This is a genomic window from Fimbriimonas sp. LA-C6 (assembly GCF_055398105.1).
The window spans coordinates 2,786,023-2,808,063 of the sequence record NZ_AP038796.1 but is presented as its reverse complement, the minus strand read 5'-3'; the positions used below and the strand labels follow the sequence as shown (position 1 = coordinate 2,808,063).

Sequence of the window (22,041 nt, the reverse complement as noted above, 5' to 3'; positions counted from 1 at the left end):
TGGGAACGTGCATGAAGAACGGGCACGCTTCCTTATGGGAATCGAACGGCATGCCGAGGCGATTCCCGAGTGGCTTGCGGCGCTGAATCTTGCTCCTGAGAACTCTTCGTACATGGCGCACTTGGCTTTATGCCAGTCGGAGGTTGGTGATCGGGTTTCGTCGCTTGCAAATGCGCAGCGTGCGATTGCATTGGGGCCAGACAAATACTATCCGATCTACGTTTACGCGCTTCTGCTCCTCCGGAGCGACCAGCCCAAGCAAGCGGAAAAGGTTGCGAGAGAGGGCCTACAGTCAAATCCTGAGAGCGATGACCTTCATGCCGTTTTGGCGGGGAGTTTGGCAGACCAGAAACGGTGGAAGCCTGCCTTGCAAGCGGCCTATAAGGCCCTGGAGCTTGATCCTGAGAATCGGTATGCGCTCTTAATTCGGACTCACTGTCTTTCTGTGTTGGGTGATAAAGGCGCGATTCAAGCGAGCTTTGAGAACCTTGCGATCCACACTGAGGAACCGAGTGCGCATACGGCTCATGGGTATGCGCTTCTGCGAGGTGGGAAGACTCGCGAGGCGGCGGAGGCGTTTGGTCACGCTCTACGTCTTGATCCACTGGACGATGGGGCAAGAGAAGGCTTGAAGACTGCGGTGCGCAGTTTGTTTCCCCCGTATCGGTGGCAGCTTTCCTATCAGTTCTTTTGCCAACGTTACACCAAGTCGTACTGGCCCATTTTTATCCTGTTGACCATGCTGCGTGCGGTGTTTACCGAGACGGCCAAGCAAGGCTCGATCTGGCTGAAAGTGATTGGGACCAGCATGCTGGTGGTGGTGATTTTCTTGTTGTACGGGTGGATTTTTGTGGTGCCGCTTTCCAACCTGATCATTCGCTTTCATCCGGTTGCAAAGTACATGCTCTCTCGGTCGGAGCTCATTCAGGCGAACTATTTTGGTGGGTTTGCATCGGTGGCCGCTTTGTGCGGGCTTGGAGCACTTTTCAATTCGAATTTGGGGCTTCCGGCGGTCTCTGCTCTTATCGGTTTGGGAATGATTGGGGTGTGTACGCTATTCACCTCTTCGGAAAAGACCCGAATTGTGTTCAGCCATTTGATAGGGGTTGGGTGTGGAGTGCTTACGCTGGGTGTGTTGGTCCTAGCTTTGGTCCATAAGTAAGTGTGATGCCGGTGTCTTTGCTTGGGTGGGGAAAGGCCTAAACCTGGGATAAGATCGGAGTGAAACTTCAGTTGCTTGAGAGGTTCTTAGCGTGAGGCGTCCGAACCCTCATGTTCCTCGGGCACTACACCTGATGTCTGTGGCTCGGCATGAACAGGCGATTCCTGAGTGGTTGAGTGCTCTGGCGGTTGATCCTGAGAATCCCTATTCCATCACCAATCTGGCTATCTGCCATGCGGAGTTGAAGCAATATGTCCTTGCCGAGCAGACCGTGGCCAAGGCCATTGCGATGGATCCTAACGGGGCCACTCATCAACACATCTATGCCTATATCCTCGTTTGTCAGGGGAAGAATAAGCAATCTGAGGTGGTGGCTCTACAGGCGCTTCGGTCGCATCCGAACGATCCAGCGCTACTCACGGATCTCGCAGTGAGCCTGTTCCGGCAGGGCCAATGGTCCGAGGCCAAGAAGTTCGCTGAAAGTGCACTTGGGTTTGATCCTGAGTACAGTCGAGCGCTCAAGATTCGGGCAGAGAGCATGGCTTATGCGCTGGAAAAGGGGGCTGTAAAGGCGAGCCTCGAAAGTTTGGCGGCCACGCCGGAGTGCTCAGTCGCGCATCTCATCCATGCAAATGCCTTGTTGAGAGAGGGGCAAGTGCGCGAGGCGGCTGATGCATATGTTGAGGTTCTGAAACTTGACCCTCATAGTAAAGGTGCGCGGACGGGGCTGAAGGAGTCTCTACGGGCTACTTTTCTGCCCTATCGCTGGCTTCTCGCGTGTAGCTTTGCTAGCAAGAAACACGTCAAGTCTTCAAGTGTCTTGATCCTTGGGGGGATATATGCGGCCGGGCTTGCGCAACATGAGCTTGGAAAGGAACCCGCTTGGCTCTCGCTCGTGGCATTGCCGCTGCTGGTTGTGATGCTAGGAGCCTTCGTTGTTTGGATCTTCTACTTTCCGTTCTCGAACGTGGTTCTGCGGTTCCACCCGAAGGCAAAATACCTTCTGACGGGGTGGGAGAAGGCACAGTCTGGATACTTCCTGTTTCTGCTTTTGACGAGCAGCGCGACCATCTACGCCTATACGATTGACAAACGTTGGGGAGATGCAATGTTCTTCTCCTCGTTTGGGTTTATCTTGATCGGATTGCTTAGCTATTCAACTGTTTCCGACAGATCCAAGCTCATCTTGATGCATGGGTTGGGTGTGTTGTTTGGTGGATTTACGCTCCTCAATATCTTGAACGTATGCGTCCATTGGTCGAGGTTGCACTGAGGCGATCCTCAGTGCAACCCGGTCAGCCCTAGTTGTCAGGGTATGGGTTCTGGAGAGCCCACTTGTTACAGAGATTCTCGTCGCTGGTTCGGATGCAGCCTGCGTAGCTGATGTCGCACATGCGGGTGGTTGGGTACCGGTGGACGAGGACGCAGCCGGTGAGCCAGGGGCTGGCCCAGATGGCAGTTGGTGTCACCCGCTTGGCATGGCTGTCAAAGTAGGTGGCGTTCATGGCGTTGGAGTGCCGGTCGGCGAACTTCAACATGTGACCAGGGCGGGCTGGGTCGTTGCTCATATCGCCATCGAATGCTTCGAGCCAGGTCTCTCCATTGACCGCACCCGAGGCATCTTTGTCCCACTTCTCGCCGAGCAGAATGACATCTGCGGGGCGGTCTACTTGGGACATGTTTAGGAACTCAGCGGAAGCATTGGCAACATAAGAAAGAGGGATATTGACGGTGCCAGCGGCATCAGGCTGTAGCTTGGGGCCTGGGTCGCTGGGGCACTTCAATATCTGAATGTTTTTGTTATATGGAGCGAGCATGTTCCACCACTTAGCGGGGTAGTTGGTGGATGCGATCACGGCGCCGCTTCTGGATGTCGCAGCGTTTGTGGAGGATCGGTAGAACATCTGATCGTCGCTATCGGCCAGATAAAGCTGGGTGGAGATTCCAAGTTGCTTGGTGTTCGAGAGGCAGGCGCTGGCTTTGGCTGCTTCCTTCGCCTGGGCGAAAACTGGGAAGAGGATGGCCGCCAAGATTGCGATGATCGCAATGACGACGAGGAGTTCTATCAAGGTGAAAGCTTTTCGCATTTTCGCTCCAATAACGAGTTGGGAGTATACTGGACAAAACTTTCCAGATTGCCGAAACGGTAGAATTTCCTTAGAATTCTCTAAGCTTTCATCAAATTTGCAAAGTGCTCTGCACGGATAACTGGCATCTGGATCGTATTCGAGTTGACCGGTAGCTGTTTGGTTCTTAGCTATAGAGCAGTGGATTATCTTGGTTCGACTTGAGAATGAAGACTTGCTTCAAAGTTGCTCGACTGTTTACGTGTACGGGTTGTAGACGGCAATGACTCAGGCTGCGGTGGTGCGGTCTAGGTTGTCCTTGTTCGCTCCTGAATTGAAAGTCAACAAGAGCATATCCCTGCGTGTGAGACCTTAAGTAGGGCGGCGATATCTCATTTCACAAACAGTTTTCTTTCAGGCGGAATTGGTACATGATGGGCGAAAATGTATCAAGTTAACTCTTCCATTCTTTGCGCAGGACTGCGAAGTCTTGGGATTCTGACGACATTTCAAGTCGGACTAACCCATTGCAATGCATAGCCTGAAGCGAAATATTTTAGCTAGAAATGTGCGATACCTACGATCGCAACACCGGTGGAGTATTCGTGAACTTGCAAGTCGCGCTGATGTAGCCGTCACTACTGTTCAAAACGTTGAGGCCTGTCGTGGATGTAGTCAGAAGACCGAAGATCGGCTTTGCGAAGTCTTTAATGTATTCCGTAACACGTTATACGACGACACCTTAACCAACGATGTAGATCACGTAGTCATTCGATCCTCGGCAGCAAGATGGCATTTTAATGACCGCAATGAGGCCATCACGTATCACGACAGGCTGATCAAGTCTGGTGAAAATGACCGACGGCTGGTGTTTCGAGACGATCCAGAAGGCATTCAGTCTGAATATGAGAGACTGCGGTTGGGGAGAGCGGGATTTGCAACTGCGTTTATTCAACCCATGGTAGGTTCACTTACGGGAACCACCTACTCCGCTGGTCTGCTTGAGGTCTTTTCTGAGGGGAAATTGCGAACGGCGGACAGGGATAGATACATCATTCACGTCCTCCGTGGACCTGCCATAATTTCGCTCAAGAACAGTAGTTATAAACTAGAGACAGGCGAATGCTTTGCGGTAACGCTTTGTGGCGATATCCATATTGGACCTGGTGCTCACATCTCTATTCAAGAACACCCTGCAAAGCTGTTTGTGACTCGTCTAAACGGTCTTGAAGCGCAAATTCCTTTGAATTGAACATTCGATCAGTTCGTTGATCGATATGTATAAGTTCTTATGTGTTTGTAAATACAAATGATTTTTCTTCTCACAAATCAAGTCTTTTTGCATGACTTGCTCTTCTCCGTGTTCACTTCATTAGCATGTTAGTGAGATTTCAAACGGCTTTCTAATTGCAGGAAAATGACTTTAAGATGTTTGGTACAAAACCGTCAGTTTTGTATTTATTTGGACTGCCGACCTATTCGGGGTGGACTGGGAAGTTAGTAACAAGTCTCCGAATTGCAGTATTGGCGGGCTGGATAGGGGCCTGAACGAGGCGAACAATATGAAGCAACGGTTTTTAGATCTTAAATTGTCGGCGAAGCTTGCCGTGGGGTTTGGACTGGTCATCTGTCTGATCCTGGCGGTAATCGTCACGGCGTTCAATGGGGTGTCGAAGTTAAAAGACTCCACCCATGCTCTGGGCGAGGTTGCCATGGCAAAGCAAGCGAAACTTGGGGAGTTCTCATATGACATCTCCCAGGCGAGAACACTACAGTTTCGAGTTTGCGGTGCAAACGGTGCAAAGGCGCTTGAACTCGTGCGCATGTCGGACGAGTACGCTCGAAAGGCTGACAAGGCTTTAGAGGATTATTCGAAGGACGTGAACGATCCTGATGAGAAAAAGCTCCAGGCTTCGATCACAGACAAGTGGCATGCGTACGTGGCAGCTTGGAATAACGCCAAGGGGGAGATTGCCAAAGCGAATGCTGAGCAGGGCTTCGAAATCATGGAGAAGCGGACCACGGGGATCTTTCGCGAACAGCTTGTTCCCGATCTCGAAAAGCTAAATGAATGGACCCTGAAAAATGGTAAGGCTACTTCTGTCGCTGCAAGCGATGCGGCCAGCGCAACGTCGAAGAACATCGTTTTGATGGGCGGTGTTGCGGTTTTCGTGGGTGTGTTTTCCGCATGGTTTATCACCGGTGCGATTGTGGGACCTGTACGAATTGTGGCGGCAAGAATGTCTACGCTGCGTGATCAATGCATCTCAGAATTTGATGCTGCACTTAAGGCGTTCAGCACGGGAGATCTCACCGTTAAGGTAGAGACCACTACGGCGCCTGTTCCAAACCCATCGAAAGACGAAGTTGGACAGATGGCACAGACGTTCAACGATCTTCTTGTGAAGATCCAAGGTTCCATTGATTCGTACAACACGGCGCGGACGGCACTCACTGCTGTGATCCGAACCATTGGGGTCAGTTCCCACTCTGTGGCTCATACGAGTCACACGCTTGCGGCATCTTCGGAGCAGATTGGCTGTGCTTCCGCTGAGATTGCTAAGGGTAGCGAGTCGCTTGCACGGGGTGCTACCGATGCGGCTGCGATCATGGAAGAACTGCTCTCGCAGTGCGATTCGATTCAGCAGGCTAGCAACAACCAGAAGTCGACCGTCAACGATGCGACCGACCAACTGCGCAAGGCTAAGCAGGGAATCGAGACTGTTGCCGCTGCTGCTCAGGAGATGACATCGGCCGCACAGGAAGGTAACGAAGCTGTGAAGCTTACAGTTGCTGCCATGTCTCGGGTCAAGAATAAGGTTACGCTTTCGGCCACCAAGGTTCGCGAGTTGGATGAGCAGGGCAAGCAGATCGGTCGGATTGTGCAGAGCATCGAGCAGATTGCTGGGCAGACGAACCTACTTGCTTTGAACGCGGCTATTGAAGCTGCGAGAGCTGGTGAGCATGGACGTGGATTTGCAGTGGTTGCAGAAGAAGTCCGAAAGCTCGCGGTGCAGGCATCCGAAGCTACAACTGAAATCTCGACTCTGATTGAGTCGGTGACTCAGACGGTTGGCGAGACCGTCTCTGCCATTGAAAGCACTACGGGTGAAGTTGAAGAAGGCGCAAGCCGAAGCGAGACAGCTGGCAACGTGCTTGGGCACATTCTCAAGGCTGCAGACCAGGTAGCGCGCAACGCTGAAGAGGTTGCATCGGTTACCCAGCTTGCAGATTCAGCGATGGGCGATGTAACTCAGACGGCTATCGACAATGCTACTTCGACATCCGACATGGCTCATCGAACGAGCACTGTTGCGGCATCCATCGACAACGTCGCTGCGATCAGCGAGGAGTCGGCGGCTGGTGCTGAGGAACTCAGTGCAAGCATCCAGGAAGTTGGTGCTGCAGCTCAAACACTGAGTGCCATGAGTGCGGAGCTTCAACAGGTTGTGTCTCAGTTCAAAGTTGAGCCAGAGCAGATCTCGCTGAAGATCGCAGCATAAGGAGGTAGTGATGGAATCAGTTAACGCGGATGTCGAACAGGTGATGAGCAATCTTGATTTGATTCTCACGTATGTCACTGAGATTCAGTCAAATCTCGAAATCCTGTCCGATTACATGGTGGCGAACACTCCAAGGAGTGGTTGCGCCGAGAGTGAGAATCCTGGGGAGATCATGCCTGGGATTCTGAAAATGATCGAAGAAGTCTCGCACTTCTAAAGACTCTGGGTCCTCTCCTCCGGTCACACCACTTGCTGGCCGGAGAGAGGACCCTTTGGGTTAGGTCGCTGATATGGCTACACAAGGTGTATAGTCCAGTTGGAGATTGCATTCGACGCTACTCCGCGCGCCCAACATGCCGTATCACATCAAAGAACTTTCCGCAACGGAGAGCGTTAACGTATTCCGCGCTCTGGCATCCGAATCGCGCGCCAAGATTATTGAACTGCTCGCTGAGCGCAATATGAATATCCAGGAGCTGAGCACCGCGCTTGGTTTGGCTCAGCCAAGTATTACGAAGCATGTCCAGATTTTAGAAGAGGCGGGCCTGGTGGTGAGCGAATATCTTGCGGGGCCAGCGGGAACTCAAAAGCGGTGTCGCAGGGTTCATGATCGGCTACTGATCGAGATGGCAGGGCGAACGAACCACGAAGAGAACGTCGCCGAGATTGAGGTTCCGATAGGCATGTACACCCATGCCGAGGTGACGCCGACCTGCGGCCTGGCAAACCGGGAGCGGTTTATTGGTCATCTCGATAATCCCGTTGCTTTTTATCTCCCGGAGAGGGCTTCCGCTGAGATTCTTTGGGCTGGTGGCGGTTATGTGGAGTACATCTTTACGAACTCGATACCGCTTGAGGCAGACATTACCGAGATCGATCTTTCCATGGAGCTATGCTCCGAGGCTCCGGGTTATAACAACGATTATCAGTCGGACATTACGATCTGGCTGAATGACAAGGAGATCGGAACCTGGAACTCACCAGGTGATTTTGGAGGCGTCCGCGGTCGGCTGAATCCGGCCTGGTGGCACGACAATCTTAACCAGAGCGGACTCCTGAAGGTGTGGCAAGTTGGAGCAGAGGGGACCTCCATCGATGGAGTGTCGATCTCTCCAGTGAAGATTTCCGAACTTGGCATCCGCCCCTGGCAGCCCTTGCGGGTGAGGATTGGTGTGAACCCTAACTCTAGGAACCAGGGTGGCTTTACTCTGTTTGGCAAGGGTTTTGGAAACTATGAACAGGACTTGTTGTTGCGTCTTCACTACGTGCTTCCCAAAGCAAATACCGGAAGTAAATAAAAATTAGCGATTGATATTCTCATTTGGCTATGGATCGTGTTACGATGTTTCCATAGCAACCCGATGACGTGGTCATTCCCGGCTGTCTATCTCATTGTCGAGGTATAGATATGAAAATTGAAAAGCGAGCGTTTACGCTCATTGAATTACTTGTTGTGATTGCGATCATCGCGATCTTAGCTGCCATTCTTTTCCCCGTTTTCGCTCAAGCAAAGGCCGCCGCCAAGAAGGCTTCTTGCCTTTCCAACGCCAAACAGTTGTCGCTCGGCATTTTTATGTACGCAGGTGACGTAGACGACACTTACCCCAACACGTATTGGCGTCCTGACTGGAATTTCTGGGATTGGACTGCCGGTGAAAACCTGCCCAAAGGCTGGAACGACCCTGCTGTGAATCAGAACTGGGCTTCGGAAATCTATCCATACGTGAAGAACCTGCCGATTTACACTTGCCCGTCTGCGCCTAAGGTGACGGGGACTCCGTGGAGTGCATTGGATGTCTCCGGCGGAGGAAACGCCAGTTATGCGTACAACGGTGCCGTTGTCGGTAAGTCGATGACCAGTGTCAGCAACACTGCGAATCTGATCGTGCTTCAAGGAACGGGCGGTACTTCGCGCGATGCTTACATGCAACCAACCATTTTTGATCGCTCCAACAACAACTGTAATGGCATCGACTTGAGTTGGATGGGCGGAAACCACAGCAAGGGCGACAACTACGCATTCGGTGATGGGCATGCCAAGTATGTGAAGCGAACCGGTGTGACGTTTGCCATGTTCGGCGTAAGCAGCGACGTCAACGCGTACGGTCCAACTGGTGGGACTGTTCCCAACACGACAACCCTTACCGACCCCGATAAGAATCCCAACTACTGGTGGTCTTGGGGTACTTGCGACGTTAGCGCGCTCAAGTAGTCCGCTTGCATGAAAGTCCCAGCTTGAAACTGGGACTTCTTCACCTCAGTCTTCCTTTTGAACAAAACATGAATCTATCCATCAAAGCAACACTCAGTGGGGTAGCCCTTGTCGTCATTGCTATGGGCACTGTTGGGTGTGCCGACCGTGAGGAGCAGGACAACCTGAACAGGATGAACAAGGCTCTTTCTAACCAGAAATCTGGCACAGGCTCCGCGGCTCCAGGTGCACCTAAAGCCGGCCCTCCTCCTGGGACGCCGGGTGCAGAGGCTTATGGCGGATCCGGCCAGCCTCGGTAGGAAGCTTCTCTTTGATTTCCCTGTTTTTGAGCACCATGATCGCGACTCTGTCTCCTCTTCAATCGAAGTTGGTGGATGATGCTGCTTTTCCGGGTGATGGCGCGCATGCCATTCACGCGGAGCACGTGCACGATCCGACCATCGTGTTCTTTCAGGGGCAATACGTCTGCTTCAGTACAAGCGGTAATGGATTTGGGGTGGTTCGCACCTCGAAGGACATGCTTGAATGGAAAGTTTGGGGACCGGTTCTTACTGATTTCCCTGGCTGGTTGCAGAAGCGATATACGCATCAATCCATCTGGGCACCAGACATTGTGGTGCTTGGCGACAAGCTCAGGATGATCTACTGTGCAAGCGATTTCGGGACCAATAAGTCGGTTATTGGAGTCGCAGAATGTGAGCATTTTGATACCAATAACCCTACGAAAGGGTGGGTGGACCGTGGTCTTATCCTTGAGAGCAACCCAGGTAGAGATGTGTACAACGCCATCGACCCTGAAGTGCTGATTGATGAGGATGGGAAGCACTGGATGTTTTTTGGGTCCTATTTTGGGGGGATCTATGTGGTGGGTATGGACCCGAAGACTGGCAAACTTCTTCCGGGCAAGCCAGTATTAGTAGCTAAGAATACGGGCAGCAAAGTAAATGCACTGGAAGGTGCAGCCGTGAAGCGACACGCGGACTATTACTACCTGCTCGTATCCTATGGTTTAGCGGCACAGGGGATTCGAAGCACCTACGAGATCATGGTGGGTAGGTCGAAGTCGCCTACTGGGCCATTTTTGGACGCTGAGGGTAAGTCGATGGCGGAGGGTGGGCACCTGAACGTGCTGAAGACTTCAGCACCTATGATCTCGCCAGGTCACTGTGATCTCACCCAAGATGCCGCCGGCAACTGGATCATGCCGTATCACTTCTATGACTGTCGGCACTATTGGACCGATGGGAAATGGGGGCTGCCTACTCTTCAAGTACGTGAGATAAAGTGGTCACCCGATGGCTGGCCTTTGCCTGGGCTACCAGTGGAATGGCTCGGTCAAAAGGTCCTTCCAGTCTCGCAGTCGGTGGTTGGAAATTGGATTCACCAATCCAATTTTACGGAGCCGTCTGAGGTTGAGTTTAAGGCGGATCATACATTTACGTCAGCGCAAGGCAACGGGACCTGGAAGCAGGAAAACGAGCTGCTTGAGCTAAATTGGCCCCAAAAAGACGCACCTGGAGGATACTGGACGGACCGGGTGAAGCTTTTCTACAACGGAAATTACTACGTGGGCCGAAACCAAACGGGGATGGTTGTTCGGGCAATTCGGGCGGGGCTGTGAGTCCAAAGCTCGCGCTTGGGCTGTTTGGGCTCGGATGTGTTGCCATGGGGCTGTTGCGCTCGGGAAACCTTGCTCCTGCGGTTGCCGGACGTAAGCACGTGGAGATCAGTTTTTGGAACGGTTTCACCGGACCAGACGGTCGTACGATGCTCGGGATGATTCGCGAGTTCAATCGAGAAAATCCCGATGTGAACGTGTCCATGCAGCGGATGGACTGGGCGACTTACTACAACAAGCTGATGGTGGCGGCAGTGGACGATCGCGGGCCAGAGCTTTTCATTGTTCATGCCAGCACGCTCCCGCGGATGCACAATGCTGGATTCATCGCGGATCTGTCCTCACTATTTGATGGAGCAAGCGGTATCCCCCGGACAGACTTCGAGCCTTATGTGCTGGATCAGACGCTGTTCGATGGCAAGAACGTGGGAGTGCCGCTCGACATCCACCCACAAGGGATGTTTTGCAACAAGAAGCTGCTGCGCGAGGCTGGAATTTCGAAGCCTCCTACGAACAAGGATGAGTTTTTGAAGGCGATTCGCGCGACGAAGACATCCTCAACATGGGGCTTTGCTCTGACGCTTTGGCAGAACAACTTTCAGGCTCTTATTCCTCAGTTTGGGGGGCATTATCTGGACGAGAAGGGTAACGCCGACCTCAACAATCCCAACAATGTCGCAGCACTCGAGTTCCTTGCCTCGCTTGTCAAGAACAAGTTGACCCCGCCTCCGGAGAATGGTCTGGGGTGGGTGGGATACCGTCAGGCGAAGGTTTCCATGGTTTGGGACGGCGTGTACATGGTGGGCGACCTCAAGCGGTTGAACGATCTTGAGTACGAGGGAGTTCCCATTCCGACTCTGGGTAAGCAGCCCGGAACCATGGCGGACTCTCACGTGATGTGCATGCGCTCGGGGCTGAGTAGGGAGAAGCAAGATGCGGTGAAGCGGTTTGTGAAGTACCTGTCGGCGCACAGTTTGGCTTGGGCAGATGCGGGTCAGGTCCCTGCACGAAAGAGTGTTCGGGAGAATCCTGAGTTTAAGAAGATGCAGGTGCAGTATGCGTTTTCGAAGCAGATCCCGCACATGATGTATCCCCCAAGGACGCCGGTTCTATTCGAGCTCAGTCTTGAGATTCAGCTGGCGGTGGAGAAGGTGATTCGGGGACGGGAGTCCGCTTTGCAGGCGCTTACCACGGCGAATCAGAATGCACAAAAAGCGATCGACCGGTTTCGTCGGGAGTCGCATTCATGAGCAGGCGGATGAAGCGGTCTTGGCTGAACTATCTGTTCCTGATGCCTTACGCTCTTTCGTTTGTGTGCTTCATCCTTGTGCCGATTGGCGTCGCGCTCTACCTATCTGTGATGCAATACGATCTAACCGATCGTAGTAGCATTCACTACGTAGGGCTGAAGAACTTCCAAGAGGCTCTGAAGGACCCTTACTTTCTCAAAGCACTGAAAGCTACCTTGAGCTACGTGGTCTTGATGATTCCTGGCTTGCTTGTGGCGTCTTTGGGGGCTGCGCTGGGGCTGAACGCGATGTCTCGGGGTCGGACGACTGTTCGGGCGCTCCTGTTTTTGCCTGGAATGTTCAACGTTGCCGTCACAGCCATTCTGTGGCAGTGGTTCTACAATGGCGAATTCGGATTGTTCAATCATCTGCTCAAGTTGGCGGGTTTGCCTGGGCAGCCTTGGTTGTCGGACAAGGGCTTTGCCATGCCCAGCATTGTGTTGATGAGCCTTTGGTGGACCATGGGCGGGACAACCGTGATCTTGTTGGCTGCGGTGCAACAGATTCCGAGGCAGATTGTGGAGGCTGCGGCGTTAGATGGGGCCTCGACGAAGGCGTTGTTCACCCAGATTACGCTCCCGTTACTTCGTCCGGTGATGCTGTTCGTGGTGGTCACCAATACCATTGGAGCCTTCCAGGTGTTTGGTCAGCCCTTCCTTCTCACGCGCGGAGGTCCGGAGCTGGCGACTCGGGGCTTGGTGCAATACATCTATGAGAACGCTTTCAACTTCTACCGTTTAGGCTATGCCGCTGCGATGAGTTGGATTCTGTTTGCCATCATCGCAGTGCTTGCTCTTGCTCAGTGGACGATGCTGAGGCGGAGCGTGGCATGAAGAAGGTGAATGCCATTGGGATGTGGCTGTTAGGGGTGATTTTCTTGTCCCCGATCGTTCTCATGTTTCTCACTTCGTTCAAACCTGAATCGGAAGTGTTGAACCCAGAGTCCCCATTTCCGCGTCACTGGACGCTGTCCAACTACCAACACATTCTTGGCTGGAAAGAGGAGGCGCCGTTTGGGCAGTGGCTGGCGAACAGCGTCTTTATCTCCTCAAGCGTCACCTTCCTGGTGATCGTTTTTGCTTCCATGGCTGCTTATGCGATCGTTCGCCTCAAGGTACGAGGAGGCGAGGCGTTCTTGGGAATGGTTGTCGCTTCCATGATGGTGCCCGGCCAGCTCTTTTTGGTTCCGTTGTATCTGATCTTGAGCAAGTTGCACTGGCTAGATACTCCTGCGGCTCTGATTGTCCCAGCTACGGCGGGAGGCTTTGGAGTCTTTATGCTCTCTCAGTTCATGCGGGCTGTGCCCAAGGAGATTGAGGAGGCAGCGGTGTTGGACGGTTGCAACTCGTTTGAGGCTTTTCTCCAGGTGACTTTGCCGCTGTGTGGTCCAGCTGTCGCAACGCTTGGGATTTTCACCTTCATCGGTTCTTGGAACGACTTTTTAGGCCCACTGATCTTTATGGATTCAACTCGCAACTACACCCTCCCGGTGGGTATCGCGTTGTACCAGACCTCTTACTACACGGAATATGGACTCACCTTAGCGACCAGTGTGTTGGCGACGCTGCCACTTCTTATCATCTTTACTCTCTTCCAAAGGCAAATTGTTGAGAGCATGACTTCGACGGGTTTAAAAGACTGACGTCCCACACCACCATGAATCAAACCACCATTCATTTGCATACTTCGTTCGTTATCGACCAGGTTGATCCCCGCGTTTTCGGCGGGTTCCTTGAGCACATGGGACGCGCCGTGAACGACGGTGTGTATAAACCAGAGAGCATTCACGCCGACGACATCGGCGTGCGAAAGGACGTATCGGCTGCATTGAAGCGGCTAGATTTCACGGCCATGCGCTATCCCGGTGGCAACTTTGTGAGCGGCTACCATTGGCTGGACGGCGTCGGTCCGCGCGAGAAGAGGCCAACCGTGCGGGACCTGGCCTGGCAGAGCATCGAGACCAACGCGTTTGGCACCAATGAGTTCCTCGAATTGGCAAGACGCATGAACTGGACGCCCATGATGGCGATCAATCTTGGTACGGGAACGCCTGAAGAAGCGCGGAACTGGTTGGAGTACTGCAACATTGAATCGGGTTCAAAGTGGGCCGACCTGCGCCGGGAGCATGGCGTGGAGAAGGCGCACGGGGTGAAGCTGTGGTGTCTGGGCAATGAGATGGACGGTCCTTGGCAGATTGGGCACGTGCCGGCTGAGCACTACGCGATTAATGCGCAACAGACAGCGCGCATGATGAAGATGGTGGACCCGACAGTGGAGTTGGTTGTGTGTGGCTCGTGTGCTCCTGATCTTCCGACTTATCTGGACTGGGACCGCAAAGTGTTGGCGCACATGCGAGATGACGCGGAGTATCTCAGCCTTCACTGCTATGTAGGCAACACGGAGGGCGACACGCTTGAATACCTGGCTTGTCTAACAGGTGTTGACCGGCAGATTGAGGGTACGGATGCGCTTTGTCGAGCGATGCACAGCATGTTACGCACGAAGAAGCGAGTGTATCTGAGCTTTGACGAGTGGAATGTTTGGTACCGAGCACGCCATGGGGAGCATGTGGACGGGAATGGCAAGTTCGCGCCACCGTTGCTTGAAGAGAAGTACAACCTGGAAGACGCATTGGTCGTAGCTGGCTTTTTGAACAGCTTTATCCGTCACGCGGACTCAGTTAAGATCGCGAACATCGCCCAGATCGTGAACGTCATTGCGCCAATCCTGACGAAGGGCGATGACATGTTGCTCCAGACCATTTTCTATCCATTCGAGATGTACTCGAAGCGGCGTACGGGGGAGGCGCTGAAAGTTGCTGTAGAAGGGCCCGCTTACGAATCGAAGAAGTACGGCACGACGAGCTACATTGATGCGAGCGCCATTCTCGATGGCAAACAGCTTCATGTGTTTGCGGTGAATCGACATTTGGATCAGCCGATGGAGGTTCGTATCAAGCCTGCCGGTGCGGAGATTGTCAGTCTTGTCTCGGGTGAGATAGTGACTGGGGAAGATCCGAATGCGACGAACACGTTCGAGGAGCCAAACAAGATTGTGAGTAGAACTCACTCAGAGGTTTCTATCGTGTCTTCGGATGCGGTCGTGACGCTCCCTCCGATGTCGGTTTATGCCGGTACGTTTACGTTGGCTTAAGGGCGAGTGGGCAGCGCAATTCCGGGAATAGCGCTGCCCAAAAGCATAGAGCGGATCTCCTCTAATTAAAACAATCCAATGTCAGATCTGACTTTATCGTCTGTCTGTGACAAATCTTGTGACAAACTTGAAAGAGTTGAATCGGGACGGTGAGTGAGAGGGCTCGCCAAGGTCGCAGCCACTCATGACTTCCGGATCTCCAGCCACACCCATTGAGATCCGCCTTTTCGGTTCTTTCGCCCTAAAAGTAGGCGGTGTCCCGGTCTCTGGGGTCCCCAAGGCAGTGCAATCGCTTCTGCTGCTTCTAATCTCTCATCAAGATCAATGTCCCTCACGGGAAGTTCTTGCGTCTGCCATCTGGCCCGATACGGCTCCTGAGACAGCCGACTATTACCTGAGGAGAGCTCTAAGTCAGTTGCGCACGTTTCTCGGCAATGAGCGCGAAAGACTCCAGGCGGACCTCACCTTGGATTTAACAAACTGCCGTTGTGACTACTTGGAGTTTTTGAAAGGCGGTGCGGAGGCAGGTCGCGAGTACGCAGGGCAACTGGTCATAGGCAAGCGAACTTTCTACATGGAGGCCTTGGCCGAGCATGCCCATCAGCAGTTCATCGCGAGTCTCTTTGAGTTTGCGAAGAAGCAAAAGGAAGCAGGAAACACGGAAGTTGCGCGCGACTCGTTGCAGCGTATGCTTTCTATTGAGCAGACACGTGAAGATGGGTGTCGGGAGCTCATGTCGATTCTCTCGGAGTGTGGAGATTTCGTTGGGGTTTCCAGGCTCTATCGATCGTTGCGGACACGTCTTGCGGCCGAGTACGGCATCGAACCGGCCCAGGAAACGACGCAGCTTTATCATCGCTTGATGGGTCTATCAAAGCTCACCCAGCTAGAGCAGACGACTGCTGAAGCGGCTCAAACGCCAAGAGTCGATAAAATCGTCCCACCTTTAACCCATCTCATTGGGAGAACCCGGGATGTTGAGTTAATTCAGGAGGCGCTTTCCTTATCTCGGGTCGTTGTTATTGTGGGCCTAGGGGGCGTTGGCAAAACCCGGATCGCCATGGAGATTGTGGGGCAAACTCCAAAAGCCTTTGGAGTTGACGTCTCAACATTGACTTCCCTGGAGGACTCGCTAGAATCGCTCCGATCTCTTGGTCCCGAAGCGCTGGTACTTCTCGATAATGCAGAGGACAAACTTGAACTCTGCGGGGATCTAGTTGCGCATCTTATTCATGAGTTTCCTTCCTTGCATCTTTTGGTCACAAGTCGGATACGTCCAGAATGGCTTGGAATTAGAACCTATCACCTCAAGCCTCTCAACGTGCCGCGGGAAGACGCGAACATACCGGCGTTGCTTTCCAGCGAGGCCGTGGAGTTATTTGTGGAACGAGCTACCGATGTCGATCCTGATTTCGCGCTATCTCCGCTGAATGCCGTTGCTGTCATGAGTATCTGTAGGAGACTCGACGGTATGCCGCTTGCGATTGAATTGGCTGCGGCGAGGCTTCGTAGCTTCTCTGCCGCCCAGATAGAACAACGGCTGACCGACCAATTTACGTTCCTGAAGAAGTGGAACTCGACCAGAGCACTCGTTGAGATTCTTGACTGGACATATGAGGCGCTTTCAGAAGAGCAACAGTCCCTCTTTCGGGATATCGCCTGGTTTCCGGCAAGTTGGACGCAGGAGGCTTGCGCTTCCATCTCTCCTCACTTTAGCCTTGAGAATTTAGAGAAGCTCATTGAACTGGATCTTGTATCGCGGTCGGGAGAGCGTTACCGTTGTCTCGAAACGGTCAGGAGCTATGGCCAAAGGTTGTCGAAGCCGGACAAAGCTTGGGCACGCCGGTTCGTGTCTTACTACTACGAAACGATTCCTGCAGTAGATGACATATCAACGTGGTTTTCAGATGAGTCTCCCAACCTGAGACGCGCATTCGAACTTCCTTTGCAGATTCGTGATCGACAGCTATTGGGCGATGTCTTGCGACTCTACAATCGCTGCTACGACTTCTGGAGAAGGGTCGGCCGGATGTCCGAGCTGTTTGCGTATGGAAGGCAACTGACCAGCATTGATATTGCCCCAGATGAGGAGTCGGTTTCTGCGCTCTTTGCGACTGCGAATGCCGCGCACCTTCTCAGTCGGCTGGATGAAGCAGAACAACTGTTTGAGCGGGCGGAGGAGATGGCTGAGTCGCTGGGAATTCTCGCTTGGAAGGCCGACTCCCTGAGACATCGCGCTGAATTGAAAGCGAACCAGGGCAAGATTCAGGTCGCCTCAGAGATGTTTGAGATGGCCCTCGAGCTCTTCAGAACAACTGGAAACAGGGCGGCAGAAGCACAGTGTATTGGAAGCTTGGGCTACCTCGCACGGGAGCGTGGAGACTTTGAAGCCTCGTTGCGGCTTACCCAGGAGGCGTTAGAGATCAATACGCAGATGGGACTTCATGCGGAGTGTCTTTGGTGCATCGGAAGCCTTGGTGCTCTTTACCTGGAGGTCGGGGAAGTTGACCGAGCGGCTAAGTATTTCAAAGAGGCAATCGATAGCTGTAAACCAGATAGTGACCGCTATTCAAGAATCTGGAACCTCAACATGTTGGCGGAAGTTGAGCTAAGACGGGGTGACTTCATGGCCGCCCTTCGATATATCGAGGAGTCGATCGCGATCCGAGGTGATGACGCAGACGATTTGGCGCTCGAATGGCCCCTAAGCTTAAGAGGAGCGATCATGACGGAACTGGGTGACTATTCAGGTGCGGAGCGATCACTGAATGAGGCTTGGAGGCTGCATCAGCTAGCCGGAGCATCCAAGCTGGGGACCATGACGCTCGTTCGGCTGGCTGACTTGCACTGGCGTCAGGAGCATCTCGCTCAGGCCCATTCGTTTTGTAAGATGGCGGAGGATCGCAACCGGTCTTCCGAGGTAGAGCAACTCACGCAGCTCGTGAACGCTCTCAAACATAAAATGGGAATCAATTAGACAGCACGTCGGAAGGTCAGGTTAAGTCTTCGACGCCCTACCTTCTCGTGAATCCCGTCTTTGAGAGCAGCGATGCCATGGTAGTAAAGCCTTGAGGGGCCGCCCCAAACCACCACGTCGCCATGGGTCAGCAAGATCTTTTGCGTCTTGTCGGTCCGCTCCAAGCCACCGAATAAGAACGTTGAGGGGAGACCTAGCGATACGGAAACAATAGGCGCACCAAGGTTTTTCTCATCCTTATCTTGATGAAGCGACATCTTGGCACCTGGTTCATAACAGTTGATAAGGCAAGAGTCGGGGTTGAAGTCATCATATCCAGCGGTCTTTGCTGCCGAGGTGGCCAGCTTCATGAGGGATTCTGGCATCTCTGGCCAGGGTTTACCGCTTACCGGATCTTTGGCTTCGTAGCGATAGCCGCGACTATCGGTGACCCAGCCGAAGTCTCCACAGCTGGTCATGGCGACCGACATTCGGAACCCTCCAGGCGTAATCATGTGCCTGAATGGTGCTACTTCCACTATCTGGTCGATTTCAGCGAGGATCTGCTCTTCTAGAGGCAACGCAAGGCCGCGTAGCAGCACTGCACCGGGGGCTAAGGATTCTATTTCCTCTTCAAACAAACTGACCGTCATTCACGCTCCATACTTATTCATATGCCCGTATACTTGCGTGCGTTTCATCGTTGCGAGATATAGGACAGGATCTTATACATATCTATGAATCACCGGGAATCCCGCCACCTAACAGTTGAACCAATCGGTTACGTGCAGAACGAAAGCCGGCTCAAATTCGACACTCCACACCAGCCCAATGCAGCCTCAGTGGAGACGAATCGCATCGTTTTGAACCCAGGCATGCAGTTTGAATTGGCTTTACAGGACCTTGCTGGTTTTGACAGGATCTGGCTGATTTGGTGGTTTGATAAGAACAAGACTTGGCGCCCTCGTGCTTTGCCGCCACGGGGACCTGCGAAGCGTCGAGGGGTGTTTGCCACACGGTCGCCTCACCGCCCCAATCCTATTGGGTTGACGTGTGTTCCTTTGTTGGAAGTGAAAGATCTCACTCTCACCGTTGGTCCGCTGGACTTGGTTGACGGGACACCTATCCTCGACATCAAGCCGTACATTCGCACAGTCGATGCCTTTCCAGAGAGCGGACTGGGTTGGGTGGGAGAGATTGAAGAGGAGATCGCATCGTCTCCGCGATTTGAAGTTGAAGTGTCAGAGCTCGCACAAACTCAAATAGAATGGCTCCGAACACACTGGCAGATAGAGTTTGCTGCGCGTGCCTTTGAACTTCTGAGCATCGATCCTAAGCCACACAGAACACGCCGGATCCTCAAAATAGAACCCAATCTGTTTAGGCTTGCATGTGGTCCATGGAGGATCTACTTCTCAGTTCATGGGCAGACGGTTCACGTGGAAAGAATCGGGAATGGCTATTCAGAGGACTCGCTGAGTGCGCCAAACAGGGTGAATCTCCCTGACCGGCAGGCGCAAATCGAGTTTGCCCAAGTGTTTTCCACTTAAGCGGCGTTGCACGCAGAGATGAGTCCTTCTGCGATGCTACCGAGCGGAAGAATCTGAGCTGCCGCTCCGATTTCCACGGCTTGACGAGGCATCCCATACACCACACATGTGGCTTCATCCTGCGCGATCGTGAAAGCACCTGCTTGTCGCATTTGGAGCATTCCCTCGGCTCCGTCTGCGCCCATCCCGGTTAAGATTGCGCCAACCACGTTGCGTCCTAGGCTCCTGGAACATGAACTGAACAGCACGTCAACGGAGGGTCGATGCAGATTGACACGTTCAGCTTTTGAGACTCGCACAGACGCCATGGCGCCCGAGACTACTACTTCGGTCTGGAAGTCACCAGGAGCGATCAGCGCATGTCCCGGCAGGATTCGGTCACCGTCACGGGCTTCTGTGACGTTGATTTCGCATGCTGCATTGAGTCGTTCAGCAAAGGAAGCGGTAAAGCCCGGTGGCATATGTTGGACTACCACGATTCCAGGGGAATTGGCGGGCATGGCTGTCAGCACTTCGCGAATCGCTTCTGTTCCCCCTGTCGACGCTCCAATCGCAATCACTTTATGAGTAAGTCTTACTTGGGAGACTTTGGGTCTTTCAGTCTCTGTGTAGTCCGCTTGTTGCCCACGGACGCGGACATGTGCGGCACTCTTCACTTTTTCGCAAATCAGCTTGCCCGCTTCCTCTATTCCGGTAAGTGTGTCGATCGTGGGCTTGGCGATAAAGTCCACTGCGCCTAACTCAAGCGCCTCTAGAGTCGTGTCAGCCCCTTTTTGCGTGAGCGATGAAATCATCACCACAGGCATGGGGTGGCCCCTCATGAGTTTCTGTAGGAACGTGAGTCCGTCCATTCTGGGCATCTCGACATCGAGGGTGATGACATCGGGGTTGAGACTCTTGATCTTCTCACGCGCGATGTAGGGGTCGGGAGCGGATCCGATCACTTCGATGCAGGGATCGCTGGCTAGAATCGTTGCCAGCAGACGACGCATGGAGGCGCTGTCGTCTACGATTAGGACACGGATACGTTTTTTCATGGCTCAATAAATAGCGTGACGTTGTCGTCGTTGTCGTGTGTTTCTGGAGGTGGAGCGTTCAGCGCTTGGCGGATACATGTTCGCATCTCCGGTGTGAGGCCAGTCTCCGCGTATCTACGGAGGCGTACTCTGCCCGAGTCGGTCTGAAAGCGTATTTCTCGAGCTGCAAAGCCGCCCACATCCGAAGCAACGACTTTAATGCTTTCGGTTCTCAGGAAGTTCATGGCGAACTCGACATTGAGATCGGCAACATTGACACCGACTGACCCAGTATTGAGAACTTTGCCTCCCCCAAAAACTTTGGCTTCAAGGCGCGATCTGTAAGCACCAAGATGCATGCATTCGTTGATCAAGAGTTCCATGGCATGAATCCCATAGTTAGATGCTCGGGCCAAACCGCCTACGGACATAGGGAGGATAAAGTGGTTCATGCCACCAATTCGCAAATAGGGATCCCGAAGGCAGACGGCAACACAGGACCCGAGAACCGTCCGTACGACCATCGGATCTTGGCTCGCGACTAGCCCACCTATATAAATCGTCTCAAGGGGAAGCTCATGGTGCGTATGTGCCGCAGTCATGCCGCATACCTGCTGTATGCGATGGAGCGCTCCGCACGATAAATGGTATGTCCAAGACTTGTAAATTCCCCGAGCATTGAATGCAGCGATTCTGAGTGACCTAAGAACAGGTAGCCGCCGGGCTGCAACCGTTCGAGGAAGCCTCGGACGAGAACTTCCTGCGTGGGTCTGTCGAAGTAGATGAGGACGTTGCGACAGAAGATAATATCAAAGCGGACGGACGATTTTATGGGCCACGGTTGCTCTATGAGATTGATTCGTCGAAACGTGATGGAGGTCTGTAGTTCGGGGCGAACTCGATAGCTGCCTGCTTGAGTGCCTTTCCCACGCAGGAACCACTTTCTCAAGAGTGTTTCGGAAATTGTTTGCACACGGTCCTCCGCGTAGATTCCTGTCTTTGCGTGCTCCAGAACCCGGGTGTCGATGTCGGAGGCAAGTTGTTTGATGTCGATTCTTTGGTCAAGCCCTGCTTCTCGAAACGCCATGCCCAAGGTGTAAGGCTCTTCTCCCGTAGAACAGCCCGCGTGCCACACGCGAAGCGAGCTTTGTCCACGAGCGATGAGTTCTGGAATTACCGTCTCGGTTGCAAACTGAAAGTGGTGGGGCTCGCGGAAGAAGTCGGTCTTATTCGTAGTCACCGCGTTGATGAACTCAACCGCCTCAGGATCTTTATCGGACACCTTTAGCAGATGCTGGTAATAGTCATCGAACCCGTTCAAGTGGAGCGCCCTGATTCTCCGCTGCAGCCTTGAGTGCAAGAGCTGTCGCTTGGTGGAAGCGAGGGAAATACCGGTGCGGCTGTAAACCAGGCTTCGAAACCTTTCAAAGGCCTCGTCAGTGAGTTCGTAGGGTTCCATAAGAGATTTCTGGGGATGCCAGGAGTGCCTGGCATCCGTAGTGTTGACGAGAGGTTT

20 protein-coding genes are annotated in these 22,041 nt (G+C 53.1%); 15 read left to right on the top strand and 5 right to left on the bottom strand.

All coding sequences use genetic code 11. The features are described 5' to 3' along the window. The first annotated feature begins 7 nt into the window (after window positions 1-7). Together ACZ51B_RS13035 and ACZ51B_RS13030 are read left to right on the top strand one after the other, a co-directional pair. Complete coding sequence (locus tag ACZ51B_RS13035) at window positions 8-1,162, top strand: tetratricopeptide repeat protein (RefSeq protein ID WP_464293768.1); 1,155 nt, start codon at window positions 8-10, stop codon at window positions 1,160-1,162. A gap of 91 nt (window positions 1,163-1,253) precedes the next feature. Further along, window positions 1,254-2,435: a tetratricopeptide repeat protein gene (locus ACZ51B_RS13030; RefSeq protein WP_464293767.1), complete on the top strand. Its 1,182-nt coding sequence runs from the start codon at window positions 1,254-1,256 to the stop codon at window positions 2,433-2,435. A gap of 28 nt (window positions 2,436-2,463) precedes the next feature. Here ACZ51B_RS13030 and ACZ51B_RS13025 read toward each other — a convergent pair whose 3' ends face one another. Further along, entirely contained in the window at window positions 2,464-3,249 is a 786-nt protein-coding gene (locus ACZ51B_RS13025) for a prepilin-type N-terminal cleavage/methylation domain-containing protein (protein WP_464293766.1), read from the bottom strand. Between the two features lie 547 nt (window positions 3,250-3,796). Here ACZ51B_RS13025 and ACZ51B_RS13020 point away from each other — a divergent pair. The 12 genes from ACZ51B_RS13020 to ACZ51B_RS12965 all read left to right on the top strand — a co-directional run bounded on the left by ACZ51B_RS13020 (window position 3,797) and on the right by ACZ51B_RS12965 (window position 17,980). Beyond that, window positions 3,797-4,480: a helix-turn-helix domain-containing protein gene (locus ACZ51B_RS13020; RefSeq protein WP_464293765.1), complete on the top strand. Its 684-nt coding sequence runs from the start codon at window positions 3,797-3,799 to the stop codon at window positions 4,478-4,480. 310 nt (window positions 4,481-4,790) lie between these two features. Then, window positions 4,791-6,731 carry a methyl-accepting chemotaxis protein gene (locus ACZ51B_RS13015; protein ID WP_464293764.1) on the top strand — a complete coding sequence of 647 codons (1,941 nt, stop codon included), beginning with the start codon at window positions 4,791-4,793 and terminating at the stop codon, window positions 6,729-6,731. Window positions 6,732-6,741: 10 nt separating this feature from the next. Further along, entirely contained in the window at window positions 6,742-6,948 is a 207-nt protein-coding gene (locus tag ACZ51B_RS13010; RefSeq protein ID WP_464293763.1) for a hypothetical protein, read from the top strand. Between the two features lie 136 nt (window positions 6,949-7,084). After that, window positions 7,085-8,029 carry an ArsR/SmtB family transcription factor gene (locus ACZ51B_RS13005; RefSeq protein WP_464293762.1) on the top strand — a complete coding sequence of 315 codons (945 nt, stop codon included), beginning with the start codon at window positions 7,085-7,087 and terminating at the stop codon, window positions 8,027-8,029. A 110-nt stretch (window positions 8,030-8,139) separates the two neighbouring features. Beyond that, a complete protein-coding gene (locus tag ACZ51B_RS13000) occupies window positions 8,140-8,943 on the top strand; it encodes a prepilin-type N-terminal cleavage/methylation domain-containing protein (RefSeq protein ID WP_464293761.1) in 804 nt (267 codons plus the stop codon). 68 nt (window positions 8,944-9,011) lie between these two features. Further along, window positions 9,012-9,242 carry a hypothetical protein gene (locus ACZ51B_RS12995; RefSeq protein ID WP_464293760.1) on the top strand — a complete coding sequence of 77 codons (231 nt, stop codon included), beginning with the start codon at window positions 9,012-9,014 and terminating at the stop codon, window positions 9,240-9,242. 11 nt (window positions 9,243-9,253) lie between these two features. Then, a complete protein-coding gene (locus tag ACZ51B_RS12990; RefSeq protein WP_464293759.1) occupies window positions 9,254-10,564 on the top strand; it encodes an arabinan endo-1,5-alpha-L-arabinosidase in 1,311 nt (436 codons plus the stop codon). Next, window positions 10,561-11,811, top strand: coding sequence for an ABC transporter substrate-binding protein (locus ACZ51B_RS12985; RefSeq protein WP_464293758.1), 1,251 nt, complete (start codon window positions 10,561-10,563; stop codon window positions 11,809-11,811). Before ACZ51B_RS12990 ends, ACZ51B_RS12985 begins: the two co-directional genes overlap by 4 nt. Then, window positions 11,808-12,683: a carbohydrate ABC transporter permease gene (locus ACZ51B_RS12980; RefSeq protein WP_464293757.1), complete on the top strand. Its 876-nt coding sequence runs from the start codon at window positions 11,808-11,810 to the stop codon at window positions 12,681-12,683. Before ACZ51B_RS12985 ends, ACZ51B_RS12980 begins: the two co-directional genes overlap by 4 nt. Continuing rightward, window positions 12,680-13,492 carry a carbohydrate ABC transporter permease gene (locus tag ACZ51B_RS12975; protein ID WP_464293756.1) on the top strand — a complete coding sequence of 271 codons (813 nt, stop codon included), beginning with the start codon at window positions 12,680-12,682 and terminating at the stop codon, window positions 13,490-13,492. The genes ACZ51B_RS12980 and ACZ51B_RS12975 overlap by 4 nt, the downstream gene beginning before the upstream one ends. A 14-nt stretch (window positions 13,493-13,506) precedes the next feature. Beyond that, window positions 13,507-15,003 carry an alpha-N-arabinofuranosidase gene (locus ACZ51B_RS12970; RefSeq protein ID WP_464293755.1) on the top strand — a complete coding sequence of 499 codons (1,497 nt, stop codon included), beginning with the start codon at window positions 13,507-13,509 and terminating at the stop codon, window positions 15,001-15,003. Window positions 15,004-15,187: 184 nt separating this feature from the next. After that, window positions 15,188-17,980 carry an AfsR/SARP family transcriptional regulator gene (locus ACZ51B_RS12965; protein WP_464293754.1) on the top strand — a complete coding sequence of 931 codons (2,793 nt, stop codon included), beginning with the start codon at window positions 15,188-15,190 and terminating at the stop codon, window positions 17,978-17,980. Here ACZ51B_RS12965 and alkB read toward each other — a convergent pair. Beyond that, window positions 17,977-18,612: a DNA oxidative demethylase AlkB gene (gene alkB, locus ACZ51B_RS12960; protein WP_464293753.1), complete on the bottom strand. Its 636-nt coding sequence runs from the start codon at window positions 18,610-18,612 to the stop codon at window positions 17,977-17,979. The two genes, ACZ51B_RS12965 and alkB, sit on opposite strands and share 4 nt — an antisense overlap. Before the next feature lie 84 nt (window positions 18,613-18,696). Here alkB and tsaA point away from each other — a divergent pair, with 84 nt between their 5' ends. Then, a complete protein-coding gene (tsaA, locus tag ACZ51B_RS12955; protein WP_464293752.1) occupies window positions 18,697-19,509 on the top strand; it encodes a tRNA (N6-threonylcarbamoyladenosine(37)-N6)-methyltransferase TrmO in 813 nt (270 codons plus the stop codon). Here the strand turns inward: tsaA and ACZ51B_RS12950 are convergent. The 3 genes from ACZ51B_RS12950 to ACZ51B_RS12940 are packed head-to-tail and all read right to left on the bottom strand — an operon-like array spanning window position 19,506 to window position 21,984. Continuing rightward, on the bottom strand, window positions 19,506-20,546 hold the full coding sequence (locus ACZ51B_RS12950; protein WP_464293751.1) for a protein-glutamate methylesterase/protein-glutamine glutaminase: 1,041 nt from the start codon (window positions 20,544-20,546) through the stop codon (window positions 19,506-19,508). The two genes, tsaA and ACZ51B_RS12950, sit on opposite strands and share 4 nt — an antisense overlap. Further along, window positions 20,543-21,127 carry a chemotaxis protein CheD gene (locus ACZ51B_RS12945; protein ID WP_464293750.1) on the bottom strand — a complete coding sequence of 195 codons (585 nt, stop codon included), beginning with the start codon at window positions 21,125-21,127 and terminating at the stop codon, window positions 20,543-20,545. The genes ACZ51B_RS12950 and ACZ51B_RS12945 overlap by 4 nt, the downstream gene beginning before the upstream one ends. Next, window positions 21,124-21,984 carry a CheR family methyltransferase gene (locus tag ACZ51B_RS12940; protein WP_464293749.1) on the bottom strand — a complete coding sequence of 287 codons (861 nt, stop codon included), beginning with the start codon at window positions 21,982-21,984 and terminating at the stop codon, window positions 21,124-21,126. Before ACZ51B_RS12940 ends, ACZ51B_RS12945 begins: the two co-directional genes overlap by 4 nt. Window positions 21,985-22,041 lie beyond the last annotated feature (57 nt).